The sequence below is a fragment of the Chryseobacterium sp. JJR-5R genome (assembly GCF_034047335.1).
GTDB lineage: Bacteria > Bacteroidota > Bacteroidia > Flavobacteriales > Weeksellaceae > Chryseobacterium.
Map to the genome: position 1 here is coordinate 2,941,221 of NZ_CP139137.1, position 16,733 is coordinate 2,957,953.

Sequence of the window (16,733 nt, forward strand, 5' to 3'; positions counted from 1 at the left end):
CAATGAACCCGGATTTTATGAAGACAAAAAACATTTTAAATATACTTTCAATCACCGTTTTTTCAATTGCATCAAATTATTTAAATGCACAGGAAAAGAACTACGTTTCCGAAGTCTGGACCGCCGACCAGGGAAAAAATTACAGAAACCCTGTTCTGTATGCCGATTATTCTGATCCTGACGCCATCCGTGTCGGTAACGATTATTATATGACGGCTTCAAGCTTCAACGAAGCTCCGGGACTGCCCGTTCTTCATTCAAAAGATATGGTCAGCTGGAAACTGGTGAATTATGCCCTTCCGGATGTTCTTCCGAATGAACATTTTTCCACACCAAGAAGAGGTGACGGGGTTTGGGCACCGAGCATCCGATTCCACAAAGGTGAATTCTATATCTATTGGGGAGATCCCGATTTCGGAATTTACATGGTGAAAACCAAAGATCCGATGGGAGCCTGGGAAAAGCCTGTTCTGGTAATGGAAGGAAAAGGCCTGATCGATTCCTGCCCGTTCTGGGATGAAGACGGACAAGCCTATCTGGTTCATGGCTGGGCAGGCAGCCGTGCCGGCGTAAAAAGTATTTTATCCATTAATAAAATGAATCCTGAAGGGACCAAAGTTCTGGATAAAGGCACGCATGTTTTCGATGGTCATGAGGCCCATCCTACGGTTGAAGGCCCTAAAATGTACAAGAGAAACGGTTACTATTATATTTTTGCCCCTGCCGGCGGTGTGGCAACAGGCTGGCAGCTGGTGTTGAGGTCAAAAGATATATACGGTCCTTACGAAGAAAAAGTGGTGCTGGAACAGGGCTCAACAAAAATCAACGGTCCGCATCAGGGAGCCTGGGTAGATACGCCTTCCGGTGAAGATTGGTTTTACCATTTCCAGGATGTTGATGCAGGCGGAAGAATTGTTCACCTACAGCCGGTGAAATGGGAAAAAGACTGGCCGGTCATCGGAATCGATAACAATAAAAACGGCATCGGGGAACCGGTACTAACCTATAAAAAACCAAATGTCGGACAGTCCTATCCTATTGTAACCCCTCCTGAAACAGATGAATTTGACGGTGAAAAATTAGGTTTGCAATGGCAGTGGAGCGCCAATGAAAATATTGTCTGGTCATCCAAACTTCCCGGACAGAAATTTTTAAGATTATTTTCGATGAAAGTTCCTGAAGGCGAGAAAAACCTCTGGAACGTCCCGAATTTATTAACCCAGAAATTCCCGGCTCCGGTTTTTGCAGCTTCCACAAAGGTTAAATTGATACCAGAAGATGCCAAAGAAGGAAAAACCGCAGGACTTTTGGTCATGGGATTGGATCATGAATCCATCGTCATTACCAATAAACCGGATGGATTTTATTTACAGTTAAGAAGAGCCGAAAAAGCAGATAAAGGCGGCGAAGAAAAGATTTTGTTTGAAACAAAATTAAAAGGGAACGAAGCCTATCTGAAAGTAAACGTGAACGAACCGAATGGCTTGTGCCGGTTCAGCTACAGTGAAGACGGAAAAAATTTCACAAAAGTGGGCGAAGTCTTTCAGGCAAAACCCGGAAAATGGATCGGCGCTAAAGTGGGCTTATATTCTGTAAGCACACAAAAAGCAAACCGTGGCGGTTATGCGGATTTTGACTGGTTCAGAATTACTAAAAATTAACTTCTATTGAAAATCTGGAACCCTGACAAGGTTTGAAAACCCGTCAGATTCATTAAAATGGAGTATAATCCCTCATCATTAATGACAAAAAAATTACAGAAGACCGTTTTATTTTTATTCGCTGTTTGGCTGTTATCTGCCTGTCAGTCACAGAACAATGCTCAAAAGGCAGCGGCAAAACACAGTAAAAAAGTCACGCATATTTACCTTATCGGAGATTCCACGATGGCGGATTATACCGGAGATTACGAGCCCGGAAAAGATTATATGAAAGTCCGCTATCCGATTACCGGTTGGGGACAGGTTTTCCAGCCGTTTTTTGTGAAAGACAGCCTGGCTTCTTTGAAGCCTGCGATTACAACAGATTATGTTGCGATTATCGACAGAGCGCACGGCGGAAGAAGTACCCGGACTTTTTTTCAGGAAGGGAGATGGCGGTATGTCTTTGAACATCTGCAGCCAGGCGATTATGTGATGATGCAGTTCGGGCATAACGACGGCTCCGAAAAACATACGGAACGGTATGTAAATATTCAGGGATATAAAGAATTTTTACGGCTGTTTGTAACGCAGACCATACAAAAAGGAGGAAATCCCATCATCCTGACGCCGGTTGCCCGAAATTACCCTTGGAAAGACGGGAAACTGGAAAATGTGCATGGGGAATATGCACAGGCTCCCATTGATATAGCCAAAGAAATGAATGTCCCCTATATTGATTTAAATACATCATCCATGGCATATTTTACCAAAAAAGGACAGGATTTCACAACAAACCATTACTTTATGAATTTCCCGGAGAATGTTTACGAAGCCTATCCCAAGGGGCAAAAAGACAACACGCATTTTCAGCCGGAAGGTGCAAAAGCAGTAGCGTCACTTGTTTATCAGGAATTAAAAAAAATAATTAAAACTCAGAACAAATAAAATGAAAAAGTCTCTTACCATAATAGGTTTAGCAGCAGCGATGATGTTTTCGGGGCAGCTGTATGCCCAGAACCTGGATATTTATAAAAACATTGAGTTTAAAATGCCTCAGGTCACTGAAACTTCTTTTGCAGCCAATACCGTTTCCATCACACAATATGGCGGTGTGGCAGGCGGAAACATAAAAAATACGGCGGCCTTCAAAAAAGCAATTGAAGACCTTTCCAAAAAAGGAGGCGGAAAACTGGTCGTTCCGAGAGGAATGTGGCTTACAGGCCCGATCGAGTTGAAAAGCAACATCAATCTTCATGTGGAAGAAGGGGCTTTTATCGTTTTCAGTAAGGACAAAAATGATTATCCTCTGGTGGATGTCAGTTTTGAAGGATTAAATACCATCCGTTGCCAGTCTCCGATCTCAGCAAAAAATGCAACCAATATTGCCATTACCGGAAAAGGCGTCATCGACGGAAGCGGTGATGCGTGGAGAGCCATCAAAAAAAGCAAGGTTTCAGAATCTGAATGGAAGGAAATCGTAAAATCCGGCGGCATTGTATCTGCCGATGGTAAGAATTGGTATCCTTCCGAAAGCTATAAAAAGGGATTTGAAAGCAGTTCCAGCTTCAATGTTCCTGATAAAATTTCTAAAGAAGAACTGACGACAGTTAAAGATTTCCTCCGTCCGGTAATGGTAAGCCTCGTAGGTTGCAACCAAGTATTGCTGGATGGCCCGACTTTCCAGAATTCACCGGCCTGGAACCTTCACCCGCTGATGTGTACAAATGTCATCTTAAGAAATCTGACAGTCAGAAATCCCTGGTTTTCACAAAACGGCGATGGCGTAGACCTGGAATCCTGTAAAAATGTGTTGATTTATGACAATACGTTCGATGTAGGTGACGATGCCATCTGTATTAAATCCGGAAAAGATAAAGACGGCAGAAAAAGAAATATGCCTACTGAGAATGTCATCATCAAAAACAATGTGGTGTATCACGGCCACGGAGGCTTTGTCATCGGAAGCGAAATGTCCGGAGGAGCGAGAAACATTCATGTTTCAGACTGTACTTTTATCGGAACGGATATCGGGCTCCGTTTCAAGACCACCCGTGGAAGAGGCGGAATTGTTGAAAATATCTACATTAAAAATATTGATATGATCAACATCCCGACACAGGTTATCGGATTTAACATGTTCTATGAAGGAGCATCTCCGGTTCTGGAAGACGGACAGAAACAGGAAGGGAACAAAGCTCCTGAAAAAGTATATCCTGTAACCGAGGAAACTCCGGTTTTCAGAAATATTTTCTTTAAAAACATCAATGCCGTTAATTCTTATGAGGCAATCACCTTATTCGGTCTGGCAGAAATGAACCTTAAAAATATTGTGATTGAAGATTCTCAGTTTGACACCAAAAAAGCAATGACCATTGTTGATGCAGATGGAATCCAACTGAAAAATGTAAAGCTGAAATATACTGAGGGAACAGGAGCAACGGTTTACAACAGCAAAAACATCAACCTTTCAACGGTAAAATTTGAATCTGCAAACAAGCCGTCCGTTAAGGTATTAGGAAATAAAACGGGAACCGTTTTGCTGCCGAAAGAAATTACGTCTGATAAAAGCGCGCTTTCTATCGGTGCAGAAGTTGCTAAAAATGCAGTTAAATAATAATTCCGTAAACGAATGATTTTTAACATAAAACATACTTATATTTCTATTTTTTTTATGGGGACTATGGCATTCGGACAGGTAAACCGGCCGAATGCCACTCCTTATACAAATGAAGCGACATATGAGAAACTAAAGAAAAAACATCCTTTTATCACTCCGATAAACCGGCCGGTCCCGCAAAACATCGGGATTGATAAAAATGTGGAATATACCAACGTTAACGGACTCTCATTAAGATCGGATGTATATTATCCCAGTGACCGATCAAAAAAATATCCGGGAATTGCCATGGTTCACGGAGGCGGCTGGATTTCGGGAAGCAGGGAAAATGAGAAGTTTATGGCGATGGAACTGGCTTCAAAAGGCTACGTTGCCATTGCGGTCGGTTACCGGCTGGCTGATGCTGCAGAATATCCTGCCGGAGTCGAAGATGTTGAAACTGCTGTTAAGTGGTTAAGGAAAAACCACAAAAAATATTCGCTGGATAAAAGGAAAATCGCTGTTTTGGGCGAGTCTGCGGGAGCCCAGATGGCAACTTTGGTGGGTGTGAAGAAAAGGAATAAAATTCAGGTCATCGTTAATGTAGACGGTATTGTTTCATTTATCCATCCCGAAGCCGAAGAAAGCACGTATGCTGCCTATTGGCTGGGCGGCGACAGAACAGTCAACCTAAAAAACTGGACGGAAGCTTCACCGCTGGAATATGTGGATAAGCATACGCCTCCTACCCTTTTCATCAACAGTTCCCAGCCCCGTTTCCATGCCGGAAGAGATGATATGATGAAAAAACTGAAGAGCTATAATATCCCGACGGAGTTTCATGAAATCAAAGATACCCCGCACTCATTCTGGTCTGCGGAACCCTGGTTCACAGAAACACTGAATTATACGGTGGATTTTTTAGATAAGGTTTTGAAATAAACTCAAGACTAAGACTGAGGCTAAGGTTAAGTTTAAGTTTAAGTTTAAGTTTAAGATCAAATTAAAGCATTTTTATGAGAAAAATATTTTTAATTCTCTTCATTTCGGTTGCTCAGTTTCTGTTTGCAGGAAATAATCCCTACATAAAAATTACCGTGGCCAAAGACGGAAGCGGTGATTTTACATCGGTTCAGAAAGCAATCAATTCAGTACGGGATTTAGGTCCGGCGGAAGCATTGATTTCCATTAAATCAGGCACGTATAATGAAAAAGTAGTCATCCCTTCTTCAAAACATAAAATTACCTTAGAAGGCGAAAATAAAGACAACACCATTATCACCAACAATGATTTTTCAGGGAAATTAAATGCGTTTAATGAAAAAATGACGACCTTCAATTCTTACACGGTATTGGTGATGGGCGATGATATTAAAATCAGCAATCTGACCATTCAAAATGGTTCGTGCAACGAAGGCCAGGCGGTTTCTCTCCACGTAGAAGGCGACCGTTTTATGATTAAAAATTCAAAGATCCTCGGATGTCAGGATACAGTATATTCAGCAACCAGCCACAGCAGGCAGTATTTTGAAAACTGCTATATTGAAGGAACAACCGATTTTATCTTCGGGCAGGCAACGGTTGTCTTTAAAAGCTGTACAATCAAAAGCTTAGCCGATTCTTACATTACCGCAGCGGCAACCGAAGCCGACAAAAAGTATGGTTTTGTTTTTTTTGACTGTAAACTTATTGCCAAAGAGGGCATTACAAAAGTTTATTTGGGAAGACCCTGGAGGCCTTACGCCAAAACCGTGTTCATCAACACCGAAATAGGAAAACATATCCTTCCTGAAGGCTGGAATCCATGGAAAGGCGACAAAATGTTCCCTGATAAGGAAAAAACCGCTTATTACGCAGAATCCGGAAGCAAAGGGGATGGCGGAAATATTTCAAAACGGGTAAGCTGGTCACACCAGCTTACAAAAAAAGAACTGAAAAATTATACCATCGGTAAAATTTTTGCTGACTGGAACCCTGTTAACAGCAATAAATAAGCAGCCGGTAGCGGGTGACTTGATTTCGATCACAGTTAAACCGATGCGAGCAAAGAAGCATTAAGAAAACCAAAGCTTCAAAGAACTAATAAAAATCAAATTTACAATGAACAGAAAATTAACCGTACTGTTTTTATTTTTATCAATAATCATAGGTGCACAAAAAAAGCCTACCCTGTTTTTGATCGGTGATTCTACCATGTCGAATAAAGAAAATCCGGATAAGAATCCTGAACATGGCTGGGGGCAGGTATTGCCGCAGTTTATGACTTCAGGTATAGAAATTCAGAATCATGCCATGAACGGGAGAAGCTCAAAAAGTTTCAGAACGGAAGGAAGATGGGACAAAGTGGAAAAACAGTTGAAAAAAGGGGATTTCGTGATTATTCAGTTTGGCCACAACGACCAGAAACTGAAAGATTCTACAAAATTTACCAACCCTTATACGCAATACAGGGCCAATCTGGAAAGATATGTGAATGAAGCAAGGGCAAAAGGGGCAACGCCCATTCTGATGACTTCAATTACCAGGAGAAACTTTAATGAAAACGGTGTCCTTATTGATACCCATAAAGAATATCCGCTGGTCGTAAGAATGGTTGCCGATGACCTAAAAGTCCCTTTTGTGGATATGCAGCTGCTGACTGAACAGATGGAAATTGCTTACGGCCCGGAAAAATCAAAAATGCTGCATCTTTACTTTAAGGCAGGGGAAAACCCGTATTATTCCAAGGACAAGGCAGATGATACCCATTTGTCTAAACTCGGAGCAGAAACGGTTGCAAAACTGGCTTTAAAAGATCTCAAAACCCTTAAAACAGGATTAGAGAAATATATTAAATAAGAATTCTATAGATTCCAACAGACCATACGAAATCTTCATGGATTCAAAAAGATCTGTGCAATTTGCAGGAGAATAAATCTCGCAAAGCGGCGGCGGAAGCTACCGTCACAATCAAATTTAATTAAATAAAAATATGAATTTCAAAAAAGAACCGTTCTTCGACGGCAATTCCGAATGGGAAGATTTAGGAGGCGGAGTATCAAGACAATTTGTAGGGTACAACTCACAGGTAATGATGGTAATCGTGAAATTTGAGAAAGATGCCATCGGAGCCCTGCATCAGCATTTCCATTCGCAGATCACCTATGTTGCTTCAGGAAAATTTGAAGTGACTGTTGATGGTGAAGTTAAAATACTTCAGCAGGGCGACGGATTTTTTGCCCAGCCTAATATTTTCCATGGTGTAAAATGTCTGGAAGAAGGACAGCTGATTGATGCATTCACACCGGTTAGAGAAGATTTTCTTAAGGATTGATCTCTTTCTCCTGCTAAACTTAATGTCCTGACCTGACAGGTCGGGCAAATATCCCTACAGTAATTAAAAAATCAACAGGCCATGCGGAAATCTGTCTTCATTTTAATAATTTTTATTTTCACTCAATTTTCGGCTCAGGAAAAAATCCTTGTCTGGCCAAAAGGCGAAATGCCGAATTCAAAAGGATTATCCTTAAAAACCGAAGAAAAAGACGGCCGGATTGTACAGATAAAAGAAACCGAACTTTTTGCTTTTTTACCTCCCAAAGAAGACAGAAAACAGATGTCGGTCATCATCATTCCCGGTGGCGGATATTATAAGCTCACTTATGATCTGAACGGTTTCCAGATTGCAAAATGGTTCAATACCTTAGGGATTTCTGCTTTCGTTTTGAATTACAGGCTGCCGATTTCCCCTGATGTCAAGCAAAGGGAACTGGCTCCGCTACAGGACATCCAGGCGGCTGTAAAATACATCAGAAAAAATGCCGGGCAGTATGGCATTTCGCCCGAGCAGGTCGGCGTAATCGGAACTTCCGCAGGCGGGCATCTGGCTGCCATGGCAAGCAATATCCCTACAGACTATACCGGCCTAAAAGGCGATTGGGCAACCATTCCTACTATTCCGGATTTTGCGATTCTGGTCTCTCCGGTGATCGATCTTGGGGAATTTGCGCATGTGGGAAGCCGCAACAGCCTGCTGGGTGAAAATGCCTCCCCGGAAAAAATCAAAGAATATTCCATGCAGAACCGGGTGACGGAGAAAACACCGCCTACCCTTCTGGTTCATGCACAAAATGATAAAACGGTCCCCGTGATGAACAGCATCCTTTATTATCAGGCCATGACAGAAAACAAAGTAAAAGGAGCCTTATTTATTTTCCCTGAAGGAGAACATAAGATCGGAATCATGAATAAAACCGGACTTACAGACCACTGGAAAACATTATGTTCAGACTGGCTGAAAACAATAATTAAATAAAATAATAATTCTGAATTGGGTTAAAAAATGTTGATGTAACAGCGTCACTTCGAGTAGATTTTTGAAAAAAATCGTATCGAGAAGTTGAGTTTAAGCAAACTTCTCGATACATTTTTCCTTTTTTCATAATGAAAAACACTCGAAGTGACAGCAGTTTTCATATCATAATTTCAGGATAATATTTCACTTTTAAAAAAATAAAAATGCTGAAACGCATTCAACATACAATACTTTTACTGGCTTGCGGAACTGTAATTTCGGTTTCAGTGCAGGCACAGCAGCATTTACAATTAACCTACGGCAAACCCGCGGAAAACTGGAATGAAGCTTTGCCCATCGGGAACGGAAAATTAGGGGCCATGGTTTTCGGCGGCGTTTCACAGGAACACCTTCAGCTGAACGAAGAAACCATCTGGGCCGGAGGACCGGGAAACAATGTTCCGAAAAACACCTTCGACAGCATTCAGAAAATCAGGAAACTGCTGAATGACGGCCAATTTGAAGAAGCGCAAAAACTTTCCAACACGACCTACCCAAGGGCTGCCCCGAAAGACTTGGATTACGGAATGCCGTATCAGACGATGGGCGATCTGTTTCTCGATTTCAAAGGCCATGAAAATTTTAAAAACTACAAACGGACTTTGGATATTGAAAAAGCGGTAAGCACGGTTTCTTATGAAGTCAACGGTACGAAGTTTAAACGTGAGTTTTTTACTTCTTTTGTAGACAATGTGGTGGTCATCAGACTATCATCCGGGAAACCAAACAGTTTGAATTTCTCGGTCAGCGCCTCTTCTCCACATCTGAAGAAATCTGTTTTTACAGAGAAAAACCAGTTGATTATCAATGGTACAGGTGGTTCAGCTGATCATAAAACCGGGGAAATCAATTTCAGAACAGTGGCCGTGCCTGTTATAAAAGGAGGAAAATTAACCTCAACAGAAGATCAGCTTGAAATTTCCGGAGCGGATGAAGTGGTAATATATGTTTCTATTGCCACCAATTTCAAAAAATACAATGACCTTTCGGGAAACCCTTACGCAAGGGTATCTGAATATTTACAAGCTGCTTCAGATAAAAAATATGATGCCGGATTAAAAGCGCACATTGAGAAATACCAGGAATATTTTAAACGGGTGAGCCTGGATTTAGGGACTTCGGATCAGGCGGATAAGGCCACGGATATCAGAATTAAAGAATTCAGAAGTACCAATGATCCCGATTTGGTGGCTTTGTATTTCCAGTTTGGCCGTTACCTTTTGATTTCTTCATCGCAACCGGGAACACAGCCTGCCAATCTCCAGGGCATCTGGAATTATCAGTTAAATCCTGCCTGGGACAGCAAATATACCGTTAACATCAATACAGAAATGAATTACTGGCCGGCGGAAAATACGAATTTGAGCGAAATGCATGAGCCGTTGTTCGATATGATTCAGGATCTGTCGGTAACAGGACAGGAATCTGCACGGGAAATGTATCATGCAAGAGGCTGGAATATGCACCACAATACCGATTTATGGAGAATCACAGGAATTGTAGACGGCGGTTTCTACGGAATGTGGCCGATGGGCGGCGCATGGCTCACACAGCATCTCTGGAATCACTATCTGTATACCGGAGATAAAATTTTCCTGAAAAAAAATTATGGTGTTTTGAAAGGAGCTGCATTATTCTACCTGGATGTTCTTCAGCAGGACCCTTCCCAGAAATACTTGGTCGTGTCGCCTTCCATGTCGCCGGAAAACACGTATATGAAAGGAGTCGGAATTACTGCGGGAACAACAATGGATAACCAGCTGGTTTTTGATGTTTTTAATAATTTCATCAATGCTTCAGAAGTTCTTAACGAGGATCGAAGTCTTTCGGATGAAATAAAATTGGCTTTAGACAGGCTTCCGCCCATGCAGATCGGGCAGCATGCCCAGTTGCAGGAATGGCTGAAAGACAGGGACCGTACCGATGATAAGCACAGGCATATTTCTCATCTGTACGGATTGTTTCCTTCGGGACAGATTTCACCGTTCAGAAATCCTGATGCAGCGGAAGCCGCAAAAAATTCCATGACGTACCGGGGTGACAAATCCACCGGCTGGTCGATGGGCTGGAAAGTGAACTGGTGGGCAAGACTGCTTGACGGAAACAGAGCTTTTAAATTAATTTCAGATCAGCTGTCTCCCGCTCCGATGGAAGCAAAAGGCCAGGCCGGAGGAACCTATCCTAATTTACTCGACGCACATCCGCCGTTTCAGATTGACGGGAACTTCGGCTGTACTTCCGGAATTGCAGAAATGTTACTGCAGAGTTATGACGGTTATCTTTATCTTTTACCGGCACTTCCGGATGCTTTGCCAAACGGTTCCGTAAAAGGGCTAAAAGCAAGGGGTGGTTTTGAAATAGATATTGAATGGAAAAATGCCAGGCTCACGAAATTTACAGTGAAATCTAAATTGGGAGGAAATGCCCGAATTAAAATCGCTAAAGGGATCCGCCTCAGATCTGAAACAAAAATAAACACTGCACAGGGCAAAAACCCAAATGAATATTATCAGGTCAATGCCATTAAAACGCCATTAGTTTCCGGCCAAGCTGAGCTGAAAGGTTTTGCCGTTCCGGAAACGCAGACTTTTGATTTTGTTACCAAAAAGAACAGTACGTATACTTTTAAAGTAAAATAACAAATTATCCAAATAACCTCAACATAAAGCTTTTCCTCAGCGGGAGGCTTTTCTTTTGTAAACCGGTATGAAATAAAACGTATCAGGTATGATGCAGAGCATACCATATTTTATAAATTACATAATATGCAATCGGTTTAACTTATTAAATATTCAACATTATAATTATGTAAACATATATATGGTAAAATATAAAAGTATTTTATATTTATTATGTAATTTCATAGTTCACAAATAACAAGTTACAATTATGAAAAACACCATTAAAGCCGTTTTCTGTACCGTAGCCTTGGGCACGGTTTTCGCCATGGCCGGATGTGGGCAGGAAGACCTTAAAAACCAGTCAGCGGAAAATGCAATTGAGGGCAATCTCAAAAATTCGATGGCAGCGAGAACGGTTGTGCCTTTGGCCAACTGTACAGCTCCGGGATGGGCTTCGCTGAACGGCGGGACAACCGGCGGCGGGACGGCTGCCGAAACAACGGTTACCAATTACGCACAATTAAAAGCAGCTATTGAAAACACAGCTGTAAAAGTGATTAAAGTAACCGGGACAATCACAATTTCTGCCCGATTATCTCTTCAGGATCAAACCGGAAAAACAATTTACGGGACAAGCGGAGCCAAGTTAATTTCTACTGATCAGACCAAGGATGGTTCAGGAATCATCAATATTAAAAGATGCAACAATATTGTAGTCAGAAACCTCATTTTTGAAGGACCGGGTGCTTACGATACGGACGGTTGGGACAATGCGATCCTGGATGACTGCAGAAATGTCTGGATTGACCATTGTGAATTCCGGGATGGCGTAGACGGTAACTTCGACATTAAAAACAAATCTGATTATGTTACGGTTTCCTATACGAAATTCCACTACTTAAAAGCTCCGAAACCGGGAGGATCAGGCGGAACGGATGACCACCGGTTCTCAAACCTCATCGGTTCAAGCGACGGCGCCACTGCGGATGCCGGAAAACTGAACGTGACTTTCGTTCGTTGCTGGTGGGCTCCGGGATGTAAAGAGCGCATGCCGAGAGTAAGATTCGGTAAAATCCATATCCTGAACAGCTATTTCAACAGTTCTGCAAGCAATAAATGTATCGCAGCAGGAGTGCAGGCCAATATTCTGGTGGAAAGAAACGTATTTGAAAACGTAAAAGAACCGATTAACCTGATGACTGGTTTTACCGCGGTAACACAGACAGGAAACAGCTTTATTAATGTAACCGGCAATACAGCAGGAAGCGGTACGGCATTTACGCCTTCTTATACCATTGTAAAACTGGCGGTGGGCGATGTGAAAGCAGATGTAACGGCAAATGCAGGCGCAACATTAACGGGAAATATATGTAACACGCTTTAAATCAAGCATAAACATATATCAATAACAGGAAAGACTGAGAAATTCTCAGTCTTTTTTCCTGCAGATGCATAGTTTAACAATTTTTACTGAATGTTTATCTAACTTTCCTATGAATCTGAAATCAACTATTGATCAGAAATTTTATTTTTTTCCAGCCACTTCGGATATTCCTTGTTGATAAGCTTTCCGGCAAAGTCGCCATACCAGCTGTATCCGTTTCTCCGTTCCTCGGAAACATCATAATAGTTATATTTTACGCTTCCGTCACGGTCTCCGAAAAGAGGTTTGTTGGTTACAATGTCATAAAACCTTGCCCAGATGACAGAATTTTTATCTTCTGCCAATACCCTTACCGTTTTGCCGTTCTGTTTAGCCACATTATAGCTGTAGCCTTCAATGTCATGGGCAGCAAACCACCGTACAGCAGACTTTACCGACTTTTCAATTTCGGGAGTAACGGCAGGCTGCATCATCAGAAACCTTACGATGCCTACCGATTCTGCAGTGGCAAGGGAAACAGGCTCGAAAGCTCTGGCCTTATCGGGCTGAAGGGTAACTTCGTTGTACTGATCGCCCCAGATCGAAGGAACCCCGTTCTGTAAAACCTGGGTTTTCAGGATACATTCAATGCCTTTCTGTACGGCAGTTTTTGATTTTTCCTTTAATTTAGGGTCAACGGCCTCAAAACCGTTTTTTCCTTCCGCTACCTGGTAGAGAACCGTCAGCGCATTGATCATCGCATTATCATTATACGTCACCTGCTTTCTGTACAATCCTGTATTCGGGTAATACTGGGGGAAGCCTCCGTTTTCATACTGCATCTGCAGAAGATAGCGGATCCCTTTTTCTGCAGACTTCAGATAATCCGGATTTTTTGTTTCAGCATACGCTTTTATCAAAGCATTAATTTCCCTTGAAGTGGCATTGTTGTCGATGGTGGCATGATCATCGCCTGTGGATTTTATCTTTCTCAGAAGCGTTTTATCAACCGGCAGGTCGTAATTCACTACCGATTTGTCTTCCAGCTGCTTGCCCCAGCCTCCGACCGGAAGCTGATACAAAAGCATTTTTTCAGCAAGCGTATCTTTTTTTATCTGAGCGGATAGATTAACGGCTGCCAATCCTAAAGCCAGTGTATAGAGTTTTAATTTCATCTTGATTATTTAATTTTTACCGACAGAGGATTTGCAATGATCTGAGCTTGTTTCTGCAGCATCTTTTCCCAGTCTTCCTGTGTCTGGACTTCTCCGGCTTTCTGCCATGCAAACCCTGCATAATACGTCAGCTTTTTCTGAGGTTTTGTTACAACCAGAAGGTTACTCTGATCCGGAGTTTCAGATTTGAAGGCAACAGACTTTTCAACAATGCCGGGATCTGCAACCACTCCTTCCCCAACAAAAGCATCATCAATTTTCTCCCAGTGCAGGTAATATCCGTTTGTGTCATTCAGTTTGGTAAGCCCTTCGTTTTTATGCAGACTGATGCCTACTGTATAATTCGGGACCGGTTTCTGTGCTTCAAATTGAGATTCAAACTTGGAAAAATGAGAACCTAAATCCAGTGAAATCCGTTTTGTTTCTTTCACTCCGAATTCACTCCACGGACTGTACGTTAATTCAAAAACTGTTCTCAGCGGGCCTTCGGCAATGGTTTTGGAACTTACGAAATTCTGTGAAACCTGCAGTTGATCATTCACCCAGATCCCGACCCCTCCCGTTCCGCGGCTGTCGCCTACATGATAAGGATCGTAGCCCTCGCCTCTTGTGTCTTTGTGGTAATACACAGGATCGGTAAGATACCCCTTATACCATTTATTGATAACCGGCTGGTCTGTCCTTTTCAGCCAGATATCAACTCCACTGGAAAGTGTGCTCCCTTTTACGCCTGCCAATGCTTCTTTTTGGCCTTTCGGGCCGTATACCCTGAATGCCACCTTATCATTTTCCCATGTGTAATCATCGGCTCTTTCCGGGACTAATCTTGAATAGGTTGAAATCCTGCTTTCAGGAACCTGGTTTTTTGCATCTGCAAATAAAGTATAAATATTTGTTTTTTTTGCGTCAATATGTACCTGAAAAAGCAACTCATCATTTTTACCGTCGCTATCGTAATCGATCCACTGAAGCGAAAGCGGATTTCCGTTGCCGTCATTTATCCTGAGGGCTGCTTCATTGTTCTTTTTTAGGAAGGATTTTAAATCTGAAACCGGAATGGCAACCACTTCACTCCTCGAAAAATCCAGATTATTTTTTACCTGAACTGAAGTTTGAGCAGATAAAAAGTTTATACTTATGCAACCGATTGCACAAATTACTCTGATAATTGATTTTTTAACGATCACCATATTTTGTTTCATTAATTAATGTATCAAAAATATAAATAATATGATAATTAAATCCATTAATTTTTATAAAATAACGCCGATACATCATACATTATACATTTTATTAATATTTATCAGTCTTCACACTGTTTATATACATAATATATTCAGCTTTTTGTTTGGATTGCAAAAATTGCAAGATGTTAATCATGTTTAATAAAAAAGCTTAAATAATATATTCATCAGGGATCTAACACATTTAATACCTTTGAAATCATGCAATCGATTATCTTTACTATTGATGATTCATCTAAAGTACAGACAGTGCAGGATAATTTTTTATTCCGATTGGTTTAGATTGCGATGAACAAAGGAATTAATTAAAGACAGACTCTCTTACACTAAACAATTTGCAGACTTTATGAAAAAGCTTACCTTGATTCTCCTCGTATTTTCACTGTCCATAACGCTATCGGCTCAGTATAAACCATGGACTTCCGCAAAACAGCCTTTAAAAGAAATCAAAGCATTAAAAAAACAGATTAAAAAGCCTGAATTCAGAAATGCTGATTATCTGATAACGGATTTCGGAGCTGTGGGCGACGGGAAAACAAAAAATACGAAAGCTTTCAAAAAAGCCATTGAAAAATGCAGCGCAGAAGGCGGCGGAAGGGTTGTTGTTCCCAACGGAATTTTCCTGACAGGGGCCATTTATTTAAAATCCAATGTCAATCTGCATGTAAGTGAAGGAGCAACTGTTTTATTCAGCCAGAACAGCAATGACTACCCTATCGTTTTTACGCGTTGGGAAGGAATGGAGTGTATGAATTATTCATCTTTAATTTATGCATACGAGGAAGAAAATATCGCCGTAACCGGGAAAGGGACGCTGGACGGAAATTCCGATAACGACAACTGGTGGTTCTGGTGCGGGGCAACAAAATACGGATATAACGAATCCCGCCCGGGCAGACAGAATCCGGCCCGTGCCAAGCTTCATGAATACATGGCGCAGAGAAAGCCTGCCAGGGAAAGGATTTTCGGGGACGGGTATTATCTGAGACCGAACTTCGTTCAGCCTTATAAATCTAAAAACTTTTATATGGCAGACGTTCTGGTAAAAAATTCCCCGATGTGGAACCTGAACCCTGTTCTGTGTGAGAATGTTCTGATTGAAAGGGTAAAAGTCATCAGCCACGGACCGAACAACGACGGTTTCGATCCTGAAGCCTGTAAAAATGTGTGGATCAAAGATTCTTATTTTGATACCGGAGATGACTGCATTGCCATCAAATCCGGAAGAGACGAAGACGGAAGAGATATCGGCAGGCCTGCCGAAAACCACATTATTGAAAACTGTGAAATGAAAGACGGCCACGGCGGAGTCGTTATCGGAAGCGAAATTGCAGGCGGAGCGAAAAATATTTATGCTGTAGGGAACCTGATGGACAGTAAAAATCTTGACCGCGCTTTAAGAATCAAAACCAGCTCAAGCCGCGGCGGAACCATTGAAAATGTATTTTTTTACAATACAAAGGTCGGGGCTTATCAAGAAGCCGCAGTGCGTTTCAATATGCATTATGAAAAGCCGGGGAACCATATCCCGACCATCAGGAATATCTGGGTTGAAAATTTAACCGTAGAAAAAGGCGGAAAATATGCAGTATTCTCTGACGCTTACGAATCTTCTCCCGTAACAGACTTTACAATGATTAATGCTAAAATGGTTGGTGTCCAGATCCCTTATAAAGTGGATTATCTGAAAAATGTGACCCTAAAAAATGTAACCGTTAACGGACAGCCATTAACTGAGTTAAAACCAAAACGATAACC

General features: G+C 41.7%; 13 protein-coding genes. 11 read left to right on the plus strand and 2 right to left on the minus strand.

The genetic code is table 11. The features are described 5' to 3' along the window. The first annotated feature begins 17 nt into the window (after positions 1-17). The 10 genes from SD427_RS12875 to SD427_RS12920 all read left to right on the plus strand — a co-directional run bounded on the left by SD427_RS12875 (position 18) and on the right by SD427_RS12920 (position 12,577). Complete coding sequence (locus SD427_RS12875; RefSeq protein WP_320558210.1) at positions 18-1,661, plus strand: glycoside hydrolase 43 family protein; 1,644 nt, start codon at positions 18-20, stop codon at positions 1,659-1,661. An 81-nt stretch (positions 1,662-1,742) separates the two neighbouring features. Continuing rightward, positions 1,743-2,588: a rhamnogalacturonan acetylesterase gene (locus SD427_RS12880; protein ID WP_320558211.1), complete on the plus strand. Its 846-nt coding sequence runs from the start codon at positions 1,743-1,745 to the stop codon at positions 2,586-2,588. Position 2,589: 1 nt separating this feature from the next. Then, positions 2,590-4,257 carry a glycoside hydrolase family 28 protein gene (locus SD427_RS12885; protein WP_320558212.1) on the plus strand — a complete coding sequence of 556 codons (1,668 nt, stop codon included), beginning with the start codon at positions 2,590-2,592 and terminating at the stop codon, positions 4,255-4,257. Positions 4,258-4,272: 15 nt separating this feature from the next. Continuing rightward, positions 4,273-5,181: an alpha/beta hydrolase gene (locus SD427_RS12890; RefSeq protein WP_320558213.1), complete on the plus strand. Its 909-nt coding sequence runs from the start codon at positions 4,273-4,275 to the stop codon at positions 5,179-5,181. A gap of 74 nt (positions 5,182-5,255) precedes the next feature. After that, complete coding sequence (locus SD427_RS12895; RefSeq protein ID WP_320558214.1) at positions 5,256-6,233, plus strand: pectinesterase family protein; 978 nt, start codon at positions 5,256-5,258, stop codon at positions 6,231-6,233. Between the two features lie 106 nt (positions 6,234-6,339). Next, a complete protein-coding gene (locus SD427_RS12900; protein ID WP_320558215.1) occupies positions 6,340-7,077 on the plus strand; it encodes a rhamnogalacturonan acetylesterase in 738 nt (245 codons plus the stop codon). A gap of 133 nt (positions 7,078-7,210) precedes the next feature. Then, the gene (locus tag SD427_RS12905) at positions 7,211-7,552 is read left to right on the plus strand and encodes a cupin domain-containing protein (RefSeq protein WP_320558216.1); all 342 of its coding nucleotides are present in this window, start codon (positions 7,211-7,213) and stop codon (positions 7,550-7,552) included. Positions 7,553-7,720: 168 nt separating this feature from the next. Further along, a complete protein-coding gene (locus tag SD427_RS12910; protein ID WP_320558217.1) occupies positions 7,721-8,533 on the plus strand; it encodes an alpha/beta hydrolase in 813 nt (270 codons plus the stop codon). A 203-nt stretch (positions 8,534-8,736) separates the two neighbouring features. Next, positions 8,737-11,211, plus strand: a complete 2,475-nt coding sequence (locus SD427_RS12915) for a glycoside hydrolase family 95 protein (protein WP_320558218.1) — start codon at positions 8,737-8,739, stop codon at positions 11,209-11,211. A 250-nt stretch (positions 11,212-11,461) separates the two neighbouring features. Then, positions 11,462-12,577, plus strand: a complete 1,116-nt coding sequence (locus SD427_RS12920) for a polysaccharide lyase family 1 protein (protein WP_320558219.1) — start codon at positions 11,462-11,464, stop codon at positions 12,575-12,577. Positions 12,578-12,702: 125 nt separating this feature from the next. On the opposite strand, the gene pelA is transcribed toward SD427_RS12920, so the two are convergent. Both pelA and SD427_RS12930 read right to left on the minus strand, forming a co-directional pair. Continuing rightward, positions 12,703-13,731 carry a pectate lyase gene (gene pelA, locus SD427_RS12925; protein WP_320558220.1) on the minus strand — a complete coding sequence of 343 codons (1,029 nt, stop codon included), beginning with the start codon at positions 13,729-13,731 and terminating at the stop codon, positions 12,703-12,705. A 5-nt stretch (positions 13,732-13,736) separates the two neighbouring features. Then, positions 13,737-14,933, minus strand: coding sequence for a DUF4861 family protein (locus SD427_RS12930; protein WP_320558221.1), 1,197 nt, complete (start codon positions 14,931-14,933; stop codon positions 13,737-13,739). Between the two features lie 388 nt (positions 14,934-15,321). Here SD427_RS12930 and SD427_RS12935 point away from each other — a divergent pair, with 388 nt between their 5' ends. Next, positions 15,322-16,731 (plus strand): glycoside hydrolase family 28 protein, encoded by a 1,410-nt coding sequence (locus SD427_RS12935; protein ID WP_320558222.1) that lies wholly within the window; start codon positions 15,322-15,324, stop codon positions 16,729-16,731. The last annotated feature ends 2 nt before the right edge of the window (positions 16,732-16,733 follow it).